This window comes from Microbacterium sp. (assembly GCF_032084865.1).
Taxonomy (GTDB): Bacteria; Actinomycetota; Actinomycetes; order Actinomycetales; family Microbacteriaceae; genus Microbacterium.
Genome location: NZ_DAMDLU010000010.1, coordinates 18,508 through 30,294, shown reverse-complemented (window position 1 = coordinate 30,294; position 11,787 = coordinate 18,508). Strand labels below are relative to the sequence as shown.

General features: G+C 68.2%; 17 protein-coding genes and 1 pseudogene. 10 read left to right on the top strand and 8 right to left on the bottom strand.

From position 1 onward, the window contains the following. Positions 1 to 141 (bottom strand): annotated as a pseudogene (locus RT309_RS02310) (hypothetical protein); the annotation flags it as partial. Positions 142 to 201: 60 nt separating this feature from the next. On the opposite strand from RT309_RS02310, the gene RT309_RS02305 reads away from it, so the two are divergent. Beyond that, positions 202 to 942, top strand: a complete 741-nt coding sequence (locus RT309_RS02305; protein ID WP_313354960.1) for a class I SAM-dependent methyltransferase — start codon at positions 202 to 204, stop codon at positions 940 to 942. A gap of 46 nt (positions 943 to 988) precedes the next feature. Beyond that, positions 989 to 2,062: a redox-regulated ATPase YchF gene (ychF, locus tag RT309_RS02300; RefSeq protein ID WP_313354958.1), complete on the top strand. Its 1,074-nt coding sequence runs from the start codon at positions 989 to 991 to the stop codon at positions 2,060 to 2,062. A 103-nt stretch (positions 2,063 to 2,165) separates the two neighbouring features. Here the strand turns inward: ychF and RT309_RS02295 are convergent, their stop codons facing one another. The 3 genes from RT309_RS02295 to RT309_RS02285 form a co-directional block, all read right to left on the bottom strand. Then, entirely contained in the window at positions 2,166 to 3,155 is a 990-nt protein-coding gene (locus RT309_RS02295) for a Clp protease N-terminal domain-containing protein (RefSeq protein ID WP_313354956.1), read from the bottom strand. Next, a complete protein-coding gene (locus tag RT309_RS02290; RefSeq protein WP_313354954.1) occupies positions 3,152 to 3,397 on the bottom strand; it encodes a hypothetical protein in 246 nt (81 codons plus the stop codon). The genes RT309_RS02295 and RT309_RS02290 overlap by 4 nt, the downstream gene beginning before the upstream one ends. Before the next feature lie 127 nt (positions 3,398 to 3,524). Continuing rightward, entirely contained in the window at positions 3,525 to 3,896 is a 372-nt protein-coding gene (locus RT309_RS02285; protein ID WP_313354952.1) for a hypothetical protein, read from the bottom strand. An 86-nt stretch (positions 3,897 to 3,982) separates the two neighbouring features. Here RT309_RS02285 and RT309_RS02280 point away from each other — a divergent pair, with 86 nt between their 5' ends. The 6 genes from RT309_RS02280 (at position 3,983) to RT309_RS02255 (ending at position 7,406) form a co-directional block, all read left to right on the top strand. Continuing rightward, a complete protein-coding gene (locus RT309_RS02280) occupies positions 3,983 to 4,663 on the top strand; it encodes a hypothetical protein (RefSeq protein WP_313354950.1) in 681 nt (226 codons plus the stop codon). Between the two features lie 115 nt (positions 4,664 to 4,778). Further along, entirely contained in the window at positions 4,779 to 5,087 is a 309-nt protein-coding gene (locus RT309_RS02275; protein WP_313354948.1) for a hypothetical protein, read from the top strand. Between the two features lie 42 nt (positions 5,088 to 5,129). Then, a complete protein-coding gene (locus RT309_RS02270) occupies positions 5,130 to 5,678 on the top strand; it encodes a GNAT family N-acetyltransferase (RefSeq protein WP_313354946.1) in 549 nt (182 codons plus the stop codon). 50 nt (positions 5,679 to 5,728) lie between these two features. After that, positions 5,729 to 6,553, top strand: a complete 825-nt coding sequence (locus RT309_RS02265; RefSeq protein ID WP_313354944.1) for a DNA-formamidopyrimidine glycosylase family protein — start codon at positions 5,729 to 5,731, stop codon at positions 6,551 to 6,553. A gap of 78 nt (positions 6,554 to 6,631) precedes the next feature. Continuing rightward, a complete protein-coding gene (locus tag RT309_RS02260; protein ID WP_313354943.1) occupies positions 6,632 to 7,195 on the top strand; it encodes a dihydrofolate reductase family protein in 564 nt (187 codons plus the stop codon). Positions 7,196 to 7,229: 34 nt separating this feature from the next. Beyond that, positions 7,230 to 7,406, top strand: a complete 177-nt coding sequence (locus RT309_RS02255) for a hypothetical protein (RefSeq protein WP_313354941.1) — start codon at positions 7,230 to 7,232, stop codon at positions 7,404 to 7,406. Between the two features lie 2 nt (positions 7,407 to 7,408). Here the strand turns inward: RT309_RS02255 and RT309_RS02250 are convergent, their stop codons facing one another. Then, positions 7,409 to 8,137, bottom strand: a complete 729-nt coding sequence (locus RT309_RS02250) for a mismatch-specific DNA-glycosylase (protein WP_313354940.1) — start codon at positions 8,135 to 8,137, stop codon at positions 7,409 to 7,411. After that, the gene (pdxH, locus tag RT309_RS02245) at positions 8,134 to 8,748 is read right to left on the bottom strand and encodes a pyridoxamine 5'-phosphate oxidase (RefSeq protein WP_313354938.1); all 615 of its coding nucleotides are present in this window, start codon (positions 8,746 to 8,748) and stop codon (positions 8,134 to 8,136) included. The genes RT309_RS02250 and pdxH overlap by 4 nt, the downstream gene beginning before the upstream one ends. A 201-nt stretch (positions 8,749 to 8,949) precedes the next feature. On the opposite strand from pdxH, the gene RT309_RS02240 reads away from it, so the two are divergent. After that, positions 8,950 to 9,519, top strand: a complete 570-nt coding sequence (locus tag RT309_RS02240; protein ID WP_313354936.1) for an alpha/beta hydrolase — start codon at positions 8,950 to 8,952, stop codon at positions 9,517 to 9,519. A 20-nt stretch (positions 9,520 to 9,539) separates the two neighbouring features. Further along, entirely contained in the window at positions 9,540 to 10,607 is a 1,068-nt protein-coding gene (locus RT309_RS02235; RefSeq protein ID WP_313354934.1) for a tellurite resistance/C4-dicarboxylate transporter family protein, read from the top strand. Here the strand turns inward: RT309_RS02235 and RT309_RS02230 are convergent. Together RT309_RS02230 and RT309_RS02225 are read right to left on the bottom strand one after the other, a co-directional pair. Next, entirely contained in the window at positions 10,582 to 11,052 is a 471-nt protein-coding gene (locus tag RT309_RS02230; protein ID WP_313354933.1) for a GNAT family N-acetyltransferase, read from the bottom strand. The genes RT309_RS02235 and RT309_RS02230 overlap by 26 nt on opposite strands. Before the next feature lie 7 nt (positions 11,053 to 11,059). Continuing rightward, entirely contained in the window at positions 11,060 to 11,626 is a 567-nt protein-coding gene (locus tag RT309_RS02225) for a 1-acyl-sn-glycerol-3-phosphate acyltransferase (RefSeq protein ID WP_313354931.1), read from the bottom strand. Positions 11,627 to 11,787 lie beyond the last annotated feature (161 nt).

Genomic DNA, 11,787 nt, shown 5'->3' with positions numbered 1-11,787 from the left:
GCCGATCGCCGCCCGCAGGTCGTCCGACAGGCGCTGTGCGACCACCTCGCCGTCTCTGACGCGCACGAGTCCGACGGAGCAGGCGGAGGCGGGACTGGAGTTCGCCGTCTCGAAGTCGATCGCGGTGAAGTCCAGTGGCACGGATCCACCATCGCGCGGCATCCGGATGCCGGGCTGCAGACTCGCCGTAGGCTGACGAACATGGGCGATTCGCGAGCGACATCCTTCGGCGCCGAAGCCGACAGCTACGAGGCGGCTCGGCCGGACTATCCGTTCGAGGCGGTCGCGTGGATGCTCGAGCGCATGCCCGAGGGTTCGCGTCGGCTCGCGGATGTCGGCGCGGGCACCGGCAAGCTCACCCGGGTGGTCGTCGAGGCGCGCGACGCCGAGGTCGTCGCCATCGATCCGGATGCTGCCATGCTCGCGAAGCTGCGCGAGCAGGTGCCGGGTGTGCCGACGTTCCTCGGCACGGCTGAGGCGCTGCCGCTTCCGGATGCCAGTGTCGACGCGGTCGTGCTGGGGCAGGCGTGGCACTGGGTCGATCCCGTCACCGCATCCGCGGAGATCGGGCGGGTGGTGCGCCGGGGTGGGACGCTGGGGCTGATCTGGAACGCACGCGACGACCGCGTCGACTGGGTGCGCCGGCTCACGGCGATCATGCGCGCGAGCGCCGCGGAGGAGATGCTCGACGCCGGGGGTCCCACCGTCGCCTCGCCGTTCGGCCCGCTGGACGGCGAGCGGTGGGAGTGGCGGCGGTCGATGACGCGTGCCCAGCTGCACCGGATGGCCGCGTCGCGCAGCCACCTCATCACCGCGTCGGAGAGTGAGCGCACGAGCATCCGGCGGGGAATGGACGACCTGTTCGACCAACTGGGGCTGGATGAGGAGTCGAGCATCGACGTGCCGTACGTGACCTGGGCATTCCGGGCGCTGCGCGGCTGACCTCACCGGCTCTGCGGAAGGATTCCCGCCGGTAGACTCGTATCCCGTGGCTCTTACTATCGGAATCGTCGGTCTGCCCAACGTCGGCAAGTCCACCCTCTTCAACGCGCTGACCGAGAACGACGTGCTCGCGGCGAACTACCCGTTCGCGACCATCGAGCCGAACATCGGCGTGGTGAACCTGCCCGATCCGCGCCTGCAGGTGCTGGCCGGGATCTTCGGCAGCGAGCGCATCCTGCCCGCCACCGTGTCGTTCGTCGACATCGCCGGCATCGTCCGCGGTGCGAGCGAGGGGGAGGGTCTGGGCAACCAGTTCCTGGCCAACATCCGCGAGGCCGACGCGATCGCTCAGGTCGTGCGCGGCTTCGTCGACGACGACGTCGTGCACGTCGAGGGCACCGTCGACCCCAAGGGCGACATGGAGACCATCAACGCCGAGCTCATGCTCGCCGATCTGCAGACGATCGAGAAGGCGCTGCCGCGCTTCGAGAAGGAAGTGAAGCAGAAGAAGACCGACCCGTCGGTGCTGGATGCCGCGAACGCGGCGAAGGATGCCCTGGAGCGCGGCCAGCTGCTCTCCACTGCGGGCATCGACCTGGCGCCGATCAAGGAGCTCGGCCTGCTGACGGCGAAGCCGTACATCTACGTGTTCAACGTCGACGAGTCGGTGCTCACCGACGAGGCGAAGAAGCGCGAGCTCGAGGCTCTCGTCGCGCCGGCGCAGGCCGTGTTCCTCGACGCGAAGATCGAGTCGGAGCTGATCGGGCTCGACCCCGAAGACGCGCAGGAGCTGCTCGAGGCGACCGGCCAGAGCGAGTCGGGTCTCGACCAGCTCGCCCGCATCGGCTTCGCGACGCTCGGCCTGCAGACCTATCTCACCGCCGGACCCAAGGAGTCGCGTGCGTGGACGATTCCGCAGGGTGCGAAGGCGCCGCAGGCGGCAGGTGTCATCCACACCGACTTCGAGAAGGGCTTCATCAAGGCCGAGGTCATCTCGTTCGAGGACCTCGTCGCGACCGGGTCGGTCGCCGAGGCTCGTGCGAAGGGCAAGGCGCGCCTGGAGGGCAAGGACTACGTCATGCAGGACGGCGACGTGGTGGAGTTCCGCTTCAACGTCTAGTCGCGTTCCGCCTCAACGTCTGGTTCGAGTGCCCGGATCTCCCGCAGGGAGATCCGGGCACTCGATTCATGTGCGACCCGCAACGAGTCGCCGCAGCCTGGGGCTAGCGAAAAGTTCGGCTGATCGCGCTGCCGGTCTGGAACAGGGTGATCCACACCAGGAACTTCTGGATTGGACGCAGCGGCCATGCGACAAGTCCTCGCCACCCTTTGCGTCGCGACCAGGACCTGCTGATCCGTACCTGTGTGCCGCCGATCGCGTGCGATAAGGCGAATTCAGTCAGAACCGAGTTGCTATGTGCGACGTCGGGATATCCGAAGCTCCACGCGATCCTGTCCGGTTGGTGAATTGCGATGAGTTCAACACTGCGTCGACGAAACTGAGGCTTGATCTTCACGGGCTTGCCGTCTGGATAGGTTGCGGGTGCAACGGCATCCCAGACCGTGCCTGGCGTCGCTTCTTGACTGGTCCGATCGAGGATGCCGATGCTCGGTTCCCACTCGGGAATACGTGCGGGATCTGTGAGAAGAGCCCACACTTCGTCCAGCGGTGCGGATACGAAAGTCTCAGTCGTTCCCGTGATCCGCCCCTTCGCTTTCGCTGCGACGTCCATGGACTTCATAGAGGGTGAGTCGGCCCGATCGAGACGTTCGATGATCACATCGGATGTCGTGCCAAGGCGCCCAAGGACATCCGTGATCAGCCCGCTGGGTTCCGCGACCAGTTCCCGGAGCACGGCTGCAGCGTCGCCCGGCTTGCCTTTGCTGCTGGACTTCGCGATGAGATCCCGAGCACGAGGAGTCCACTCGTACCCATCCGTCTCGTGGAACACGATGCGCCCGGCCTCGGGGAACGACGCCTCGATGCCGAGCAAGGCCAGCTGTGCATTCCGTTGTTCGTCGACGGCGAGACGAGCGCTGTCGATGTCGATACCCAGCTCGCGCAGTGCGCGGCCGGCGGGCTGATCGTTGATGACCAATGCGAGGAACAGGTGGTCGATGTCGGCCTCGCGGAGCCCGAGCCGGGATGCTTCCTCCATGGCGGTCAGGGAAAGCGACTGGCTGGTCTGGGCGGCACGGACGAGCTTGTTCATTTGTTCCTCCTGGGCGTCGAGATCGCGGGGTCTATTCTCTTGGAGTGCTTCTTGTGGGCGGCTTGACGAGTCACTCCGAGCGCGTCGGCGATCGCCTGCCAACTCATGCCCGAGCGCAACGCGGCCTCGACCTGCCGAAGTTCCAGGGTGTCCGCGAGCGCGCGCAGGGACGCTACGGCCCGCAATCCTGCTTTCGGGTCGCTGGTATCGGCCGCGACTGCTGCGATCAGCGGAGACTCCATGCCGTCAACCTACGTTGCTAAATGACGGATTGTCAACCTGGGTTGCTTGCTCGCTCCTGCCGTGAGACGCCGATCGGTAAGGTGCTGCAGCGGTGTGCTTCGGCGCCTGGCAGCAGATGCGCTCCGCTCACAACGTGGTGTCGGTCGATGTCTCCGTCTGCGGGCGGCGACCGAACCGCGCCTGATACGCCAGGGCGAGGTCGTCTTCTGTGACGTCCTCGCCCGCGGCGAGCCGGGCCAGATGTGGGACGAGCCACCGTGCCTCGCAGGCGTCGAATTCCTCGGCGAAGGTCTCGTTCAGCTCACCGTCGTGGATCACGCGCGTGATCGGCACCTGTCCGCCGACATTCGCGATGTGCGGACCCATCGAGAAGTTGATCAGGGTCGTCTCGCGGCGAGGGTGCACGGTGATCGTCGCCGGATGCGGCCAACCGGTCGCACCGTCGGGCGAGTGTCCGAGCACGAGGAAGTTCAGTCGCCTGCGCGTGTGCTCTGTCATGAAGCCATTGTCGTCGGGCTCGAGGCAGATGCTCCATGCTGCGAGACCTGGTGGATGGCGCACGGACGTTCTGCCAACATGGCGTCATGATCACAGCCAGGCTTCCCGTCGCCGTGGCCGCACTCGGGCTGACCGTGACACTGCTCGCCGGGTGCACCACCACAGCCCCGACTCGAGCGGCCGAACCGTCTCCGACCTCGACAGTGATCACCAAGCCGGTCGCAGAACCGGCGCCGACGCCGGAATCGACGGAGGCGGAAGCCTGCAGGCGTCTGTCCGAGGTCATCGGCGATAGCGACGGTCTGTATTGGAAGCGCCAAGGAACTCTCCGGGACCGAGGCGCGCGAGAGTTCGCGCAGGGGGAGGTGGGCGTCGACGAGAACGGCACGCCTGTCACCTACACCGTCGCGCCGGGCGACGTCGAGGCCGTCGTCGCAGAACGGCTCTGCGCGTACCCGACGATCAGCTCGATGAATCACCGGCGGGATATCCACCCCGGCCAGGTGCTCTGGCTCACACCGAATCCCGACACTCCCTGGGTGGACTACTACAGTCCTCGCGACGCGCCTGAAGGGTTCCTGCAGATCCCGTACCAGCAGGCGATCGAGGTGGCCGGCAGGGCCGTGGACGCCGGCGATGTCGACGCCGTGCGGAGGGTGTGGAACGGCACGTTGAGGCCCATGTTCTCGAACCAGGTGACCATCGACGCGGTGCAGAAGGTGGTCGACGCCGGAGACCTGGATGCGCTGCGTCAGCTCTTCTCTTGACGCCGGAGTGTCACGTGACGTCCGTTGACAGCTCCGTCTTCGGGTGGCGCGAGCATCTCGCATCTGCCAATGTGGCAGCGTGACGCCTGATCAAGCACAGCACGTGAGCCGGGCGGTGACAACTCTGCCCGCGATCGGCATCCTGCTCGCGACATGGTTGCTGATGTGGCTCGCCCAGGGCATCCCTACCCTGTGTCTGCTCGCGAGCCCGTGCCCTGCTCCCGACGTTCGTGTTGCTCCGGCGCTGCTGTTCGGCGGGCTCATGCTCGTGCCGACTGTCGCTCTGATCCTCACGGCCCGGGGCGGACGATCGTGGGGATGGGTGCGTCCGCTTTCGTTCATCCTGCTGGTCGCGTTGGCGGTCGTCGGTATCGGGGCGGTGCTGTTCTCTGGCGGGTTCACTGTCCCATTTGTCTTCTCCTGAGGCCGGCGCACCCCGACACGTCAGCGATGTGCCGTCGATCAGATGAGCCCTGAGATCTCCGTCACGTCGCATCGCGATCTGACGCGCGGTGACCTCGCGGGCCTTCGTGCTCTGTTCGACGCGGAGTACCTCTCCGAGTTCGGCGACTGGGATCCGGACCAGCCGTACGGGTATGCGCCGCACGACGTCCACGTGATCGCGCGCCGCGGCGACGAAACCGTCGCGCACGTGGGGTGGGCGCGTCGCGACATCCGCGTTGACGGGCGGGCCGTGGCGATAGCGGGCGTCGGTGGAGTGCTCGTCGCCGATCAGGCCCGCGGGTTGAGGCTCGGCGAGAGGCTCATGAGCGCAGCAGCCGCCTCGATGAGAGAGGCCGGCGGCGTCGAATTCGGCTACCTGGGATGCCGCGAATCGGTCGTACCGTTCTACCGATCCTGCGGGTGGACCCGCGTGGCTGCGGTGGAGCGATCGGTGGATCGCAGGGGAAGACCGACCGTGACGCCTGCGGGAGCACCGATCCTTGTCTTCCCCCTGGACTCCGCACGACAGTGGCCTGAGGGGGATATCGACCTTCGCGGGCGCGCATGGTGACCGCGTCGACGGGGATGGCCGGCATCGCCGACCGGTGAAAGGATGGCCGCATGCCCGAGTCTCCGGAGGTGCAGGTGCTCGTCGAGTTCCTCGATGAGCGGGTGATCGGTCGCTCCATCGCCGCGGTCGACGTCGCCGAGTTCCGCATCGTCAAGACGCGTGCGCGGCCACCGGCGTCGCTCATCGGCTCGAGGATCGAGAGGATCGCGCGATTCGGGAAGCACGTCGGGGTCGAGACGACGGACGGATGGCTGATGATCGGCTTCGGACGAAATGGATGGATCCGCTGGCAGGCCGTCGGTGACTCCGCGCCTGATCAGCCTGCGCCCGAGGTCGCCCGCATCACACTCGATGACGACGCGGTGATCCAGCTCGTCGACACCGGCGACTTCCTCGGCGTCACCGTCTCGGTGGTCGACTCACCGAGCGACGTGGCGACTATTGCCGCGCTCGGGCCGGATCCGCTGTCGCCGGACTTCACCCGCGATGACCTCGAGCGGGCACTGGGCCGCCGCCGCAAGCAGATCAAGGCACTGCTGCAGGAGCAGAGATCTCTTGCCGGCATCGGCAACGCCTACTCCGACGAGATCCTGCACCGAGCCCGGCTGCCCCTGGCGGTGCATGCCGCCGAGCTCGACGAGGCGTCGAGGGACCGGCTGCTCGGCGCCGTCGTCGACGTCATGCGCACCGCCGTCGAGGCGCGCCGAGGCCAGCCGCCCGAGCGACTCAAAGAGGCGAAGGTCGAGTCGATGCTCGTGCACGGACGCGCCGGGGAGCCGTGTCCCGTGTGCGGCACGACGATCGTCGATCAGGTCTTCTCGGGCGCATCCGCACAGTCCTGCCCCCACTGCCAGGTCGAGAGCACCGGCGATTGAGGACAGCTCGCCGATCTGCAGCTTCGACGGATGCGCCGAAGTGATTGCGCACCCGACCGCACGGCGCGACCATGAGACATGGGAACTCTGAGCTTCACCGCGACCGTCTCGATCGACGGGTATGCGGCCGGCCCCGACGGCGACTTCCAGTTCGGCGCGCCGAGCGAACAGGTGTTCCGGCTTCATGTCGAGCGGATGGCCGCCATCTCCACCGAGATCCTCGGGCGGCGCACGTACGAGCTCATGCACTACTGGGAGGCGGAGCCCGAGGGGGAGGACTGGGGCGACGACGAGCGGGAGTTCGCTCGTCTGTGGCTAGGCATCGACATCGTCGCCGCGTCGTCGACGCTGACCGCGGAGAAGATGACGCGCGAGAACCACCGGCTGGTTCCCGACCTGACCCTCGATGAGATCTCGCGCATCGCCGAGCGTGCACCAGGAGAGGTCGAGATCTTCGGGCCGACGACCGCCGCGCCCGCGATCCGTGCGGGCCTCGTGCAGGACTTCCGCTTCTTCATCGTGCCGGTAGTGCTCGGCGGCGGACTGCGGGCGATTCCCGACGATGCGCGTCTGGATCTGCGGCTCGTCGAGAGCCGCGTCTTCGAGAACGGCTTCACCCTGCTGCACTACCGCGCCGCTTAGGGCGTATCCTTTCGGTTCGACTGAGGGAGAGACGATGTCCGATCCGACCCACTCGGCACTCCGCGGAGATGACAGACGCGAGCCGACCATCCCCGAGCTCGAAGCGGATGAGAGCATCGCCCCGCGACCCGAAGAGGAGATCGCCGACGTGCTCCGCGCCGAACCCGACGTCGCCGATCACTCCGCGCACTCCGCCGCCGACGACGACTGACCTCACCCAGGCCCGCCGTGGCGCTGCAGCGGCGATGACCGGCCGGAGGACGGCGCACTCGCCGCCCACACCTCTCGCCACCATTCCGCGAGGCTGTCGACCGTTTCGTGAGCGTTCAGCCCACTCGAGTTGGGCACCACCCACAGCGGGATGTCCCTCGGCCACTGGCTGAGCCCATCCGTGTCCTGCCGGCCCACACGTGCGCGGGGCATGGCGAACGCGATGCGGAACGCGGTGATGCCGACGACGGCGACCGCATGAGGGCGCAGCACCCGCACCCGTTCGAGAAGACGGCGTCCGCCGGCGCGCAGCTCATCCTTCGAGAGCTCATCGGCGCGTGCTGTCGGGCGGGCGACGAGGTTCGTCATGCCGATGCCGCGCGTGGCCAGCATCCGCTCGTCCGACGGTGACAGGCCGCGCGACGCGTCCACCACCTCGTCGGTGAGGCCGGCCGTGGCCAGAGACGGCCAGAAGCGATTTCCCGGACGCGCGAAGGGCGCGTTGACGGCGACCGTCCACGGACTGGGGTTGATGCCGACCATCAGCAGCCGCACGCGGTCCGCGGACTCCTCATCGGTCGGGTAGGGCAGCACGTCGTCGCGGCCGAGACCCGCCGCTGCCGCGTGCGCGAGATCCGCGGGGTTCGGACGTCGTCCATCCAGTGGGGACGGCGCACGCCACGGTGCCCAGCCGCCGGCATGCGCAGGTCTGCGCGGCGCGGAAGCGCTCATGGGGCCAGCCGCTGCGTCGCCCAGCCGGACTCGCCGCGACGGTAGACGAGACGGTCGTGCAGGCGCGAGCGTCTGCCCTGCCAGAATTCGATCCGCTCCGGCGCTATCCGGAAGCCTCCCCAGTGAGGGGGCGCCGGCACGTCGGCATCAGCGAAGCGCGCTTCGGCCTGGGCGACCGCAGCCTCCAGCTCGGCACGATCCGCGATCGGTCGGCTCTGACGCGACGCCCAGGCGCCGAGCTGCGATCCGCGTGGACGGGTGGCGTGGTACGCCTCGACCTCAGCTCGTGCGACAGGTGCCGCCGCGCCCTCCACTCGGATCTGCCGTTCGAGTTCGGGCCAGTGGAACACCAGGGATGCCTGCGGGCATGCGGCGAGCTCACGGCCCTTGTCGGAGTCGATGTGCGTGAAGAAGACGAAGCCGCGCTCGTCCCAGTCCTTCAGCAGCACGACGCGAGAGCGCGGGCGCCACCGATCGTCGACCTGCGCCAATGTGGACAGCGTCATCGCCGTGGCGGAGAACGGACGGTCTGGCGCTTCGGCGCGGCGCGCCTCTGCCAACCACTCGCCGAAGAGCGCGAACGGGGTGGCGGGTGACCGGTCGATGTGCATGCACCCATCGTGCCTGATACCAGGGCAGGTGGCGGTGAGCGATCGTGACGGCGATCATGAGCCGCGCGGTGGACCGCCTTCGCGACGCTCTCAGAGTGGCGTCGCGGCGCTGGTGACGGCGCTCTTCGCCGTCGACCACCTCCCGGTACGCTGGGGGAGGCCATCGACGCGCCACCGACCGACCGGAAGCGAGCACACATCGTGACCCAGCCCAGCACCTTCGAGCCCGAAGGCCGCGCCATCCCCTTCGTCGACGAGGGTGAAGGCCCGGTCACGCTCGTGCTGGTCACCGACCGCAGCCTCGAGGCTGACGGCCTCGGCGTCATCTCGCACTACCTGGCCGAAGAGGCCGGCTTCCGCGTGGTGCGCATCGGCTCCCGCGCGGAAGTCTCGGGCATCACCCCGTCAGACCGCGCTGCCGACGCGGCGGACGTGATCGAAGAACTCGACATCGACGACACCTGGATCGGCGGCCACGGTCACGGCAGCACCATCGCGCGCACCTTCGCCGTCGATCATCCCGAGCGCGTCAACGGACTGCTCATGCTGGGTGTCGAAGACGAGCAGATCCCTCTCGCCCCTGGCATCCCGGTGCTGATCATCCAGGCCGAGAACGACGACGTCACCCCCACCGTGAACGCCGAGACGCTGCAGGCGACCGCACCCGAGCGGGCGACCATCACCCGCATCCCCGAGGCCGACCACTACTTCGTCGCGACGCACCCGATCGAGACCGCCGTCGTGATCGAGGAGTACCTCGACTGGGACTGACTCCCGCCGAAGAGTCGACGATGAACCCGGTTCGCACAGCGGTCGCCGATCTGGCACCCGGGTACTTCGCCGCCGTGATGGGCACCGGCATCGTCTCGATCGGACTGCACGACCTCGGAGCCGGTGCTGCGTCCGTCGTTCTGATGTGGCTCGCCGCCGCCCTATACGTGGTGTTCTGGGGTCTGTACGTCTGGCGAGCGGTCGCGTTCGGGCAGAACGTCGTCGCCGACCTGCGCGATCCCGAGAAGGCCTTCGCCTTCTTCACCGTGGTGGCGGCCTCCGGTGTTCTCGGCGTGCGCTTCGCGCGGGAGGAGCTGGCGGCGCTCGCCGTTCCGCTGTTCGTGCTCGCGGGCGTCATCTGGGTCGTGTTCGGGTACCTCCTCCCGTGGCAGGTGCTGATGACTCGCGACGGCAGGCCCATCCTGGCGCGTGCCAACGGCACCTGGTTCATCTGGGCCGTCGCCAGCCAGTCCCTCGCGATCAGCATGACGCAGCTGCACCCGCCCGCAGGCAGCGAGATGGCCACCTGGGTGGGTGTGCTCGCTGTGCTCGCGTGGTCGGTCGGCGTGGTGCTGTACGCCGCCATCGCAATGCTCGTGCTCCTTCGCGTCGTGCACTACGGCGTCACTCCGCAGCAGTTCGATCCGGCCTACTGGGTGGCGATGGGTGCACTCGCGATCGCCGTCGTCGCCGGTGCGAGCATCGTCGGGATGCCCCAGACGCCGATCGTCGACGCGGTGCGCCCGCTGATCGCCGCGACGGTCGTGATCTTCTGGGTCTTCTGTCTCTGGCTGATTCCGCTGCTGGTGGGGGCGGGGGTGTGGCGTCACGGTGTGCACCGCGTGCCCCTGCGGTACGTGCCGACGCTCTGGTCGATGGTGTTCCCCATCGGGATGTTCGCCGTCGCGTCCGAATCGCTCGCGCGGGCCGACCGGCTGCCTGCTGCCGGAGCAGTCGGCCGCGTCGGGCTGGTGATCGCCGTGATCGTGTGGGCGATCGTCTTCGTCGCGATGCTGCACCACGCGGGCCGGACGGTCTGGCCGTCGCGGCGGGTTGCCTCCCTCAGCCGCGCAGATTCTTCCGCATGAAGATCTGCTCGGTGCCGTCGTCCTGCGGCACCCGCTCGCTGATGTGGTAGCCGCACGACTCATAGAGGCGGATGTTCGCTTCGCTCAGGCTGCCGGTGAACAGCTCCGCCTGCGTGGCGCCGCTCTCGCGCTCCGCGATGTCCAGCAGCCCGCGGCCGACGCCCTCGCCTTGCAGGTCGGGCGCGATCGCGATCCTGCCGACCAGCGGCAGGCCTGCGTCGATGCGTCCGCGCAGCGCGCCGACGAGCCTGGCGTCGACGCGAGCCGTCCAGCCGTAGCAGTCGACGAGCTCAGCCTGAACGGCCTCGAGGGTCTGCGTGAGCGGCGGCATGTCGGTGCTGCCGTAGATCTGCGCTTCCGACACGAACGCCGCCCGCTGCAGGGTCAGCACCTCTCCGGCGTCGTCGGGCGAGATCCGGTCGTACGTCACGTCGAGAGAGGCCATGCCCCCATCATCCCTCTTCGCGCAGGCGCGGTTCGACGCGGTTCTCGGGGCGCAGGCCGGCTTTGTCGGCGTAGAACGCGCGGATGCGGTCCATGTCGGCCGGGATGTCGCCGCTGAGCTCGAGGGTCGGTCCGAGTCCGGTTGTCATGGTCGTGCGGTCGACGTAGCCGAGGGTCACGGGCATCCCGGCCTCACGGGCGATTCGGTAGAAGCCCGACTTCCAGTGCGTGTGGCCCCGGCGGGTGCCGTCGGGCGTGACGACCAGGCCGAACACCTCACCGCGCCGCACCATCGCGACCACGTCGGCGACGACGCGGCCGGGATCGTCGCGATCGACGGGGATACCGCCCAGCGCGCGCATGAGCGGACCGCGACAGCCGTGGAACAGGCTCTTCTTGCCCAGCCACCGCACCTCGATCCCCAGGCGCCACGCGATCGCCAGCATCAGCACGAAGTCCCAGTTCGAGGTGTGCGGGGCGCCGATGAGCACGGTCGGCGTGGTCGGCGCGGGTCGGGAGCGAAGAGTCCAGCGGCTGCAGAGCCAGAAGACCCGCGCGATCAGGCGTCGAAGCATCCGTCAACGCTACGACAGGCGATATGCGGGCGAAGGCATGCCGTCGGCATGGTTGGACGACTGGCGCGACGAAATCAACCCCCTCAGCAGGTCAGAGGGCCGGTGTTAGCGTCGGGCCGAACACACAACCGACCGCGCGCCGCGCAGCGCCGCGCAGAAGA

Excerpts from the sequence above, each read along its gene's own strand:
- RT309_RS02305 (WP_313354960.1), top strand. The coding sequence starts at position 202 with ATGGGCGATTCGCGAGCGACATCCTTCGGCGCCGAAGCCGACAGCTAC.
- RT309_RS02295 (WP_313354956.1), bottom strand. The coding sequence starts at position 3,155 with ATGAACAAGCTCGTCCGTGCCGCCCAGACCAGCCAGTCGCTTTCCCTG.
- RT309_RS02290 (WP_313354954.1), bottom strand. The coding sequence starts at position 3,397 with ATGGAGTCTCCGCTGATCGCAGCAGTCGCGGCCGATACCAGCGACCCG.
- RT309_RS02285 (WP_313354952.1), bottom strand. The coding sequence starts at position 3,896 with ATGACAGAGCACACGCGCAGGCGACTGAACTTCCTCGTGCTCGGACAC.
- RT309_RS02280 (WP_313354950.1), top strand. The coding sequence starts at position 3,983 with ATGATCACAGCCAGGCTTCCCGTCGCCGTGGCCGCACTCGGGCTGACC.
- RT309_RS02270 (WP_313354946.1), top strand. The coding sequence starts at position 5,130 with ATGAGCCCTGAGATCTCCGTCACGTCGCATCGCGATCTGACGCGCGGT.
- RT309_RS02265 (WP_313354944.1), top strand. The coding sequence starts at position 5,729 with ATGCCCGAGTCTCCGGAGGTGCAGGTGCTCGTCGAGTTCCTCGATGAG.
- RT309_RS02260 (WP_313354943.1), top strand. The coding sequence starts at position 6,632 with ATGGGAACTCTGAGCTTCACCGCGACCGTCTCGATCGACGGGTATGCG.
- RT309_RS02255 (WP_313354941.1), top strand. The coding sequence starts at position 7,230 with ATGTCCGATCCGACCCACTCGGCACTCCGCGGAGATGACAGACGCGAG.
- RT309_RS02250 (WP_313354940.1), bottom strand. The coding sequence starts at position 8,137 with ATGAGCGCTTCCGCGCCGCGCAGACCTGCGCATGCCGGCGGCTGGGCA.
- pdxH (WP_313354938.1), bottom strand. The coding sequence starts at position 8,748 with ATGCACATCGACCGGTCACCCGCCACCCCGTTCGCGCTCTTCGGCGAG.
- RT309_RS02235 (WP_313354934.1), top strand. The coding sequence starts at position 9,540 with ATGAACCCGGTTCGCACAGCGGTCGCCGATCTGGCACCCGGGTACTTC.
- RT309_RS02230 (WP_313354933.1), bottom strand. The coding sequence starts at position 11,052 with ATGGCCTCTCTCGACGTGACGTACGACCGGATCTCGCCCGACGACGCC.
- RT309_RS02225 (WP_313354931.1), bottom strand. The coding sequence starts at position 11,626 with ATGCTTCGACGCCTGATCGCGCGGGTCTTCTGGCTCTGCAGCCGCTGG.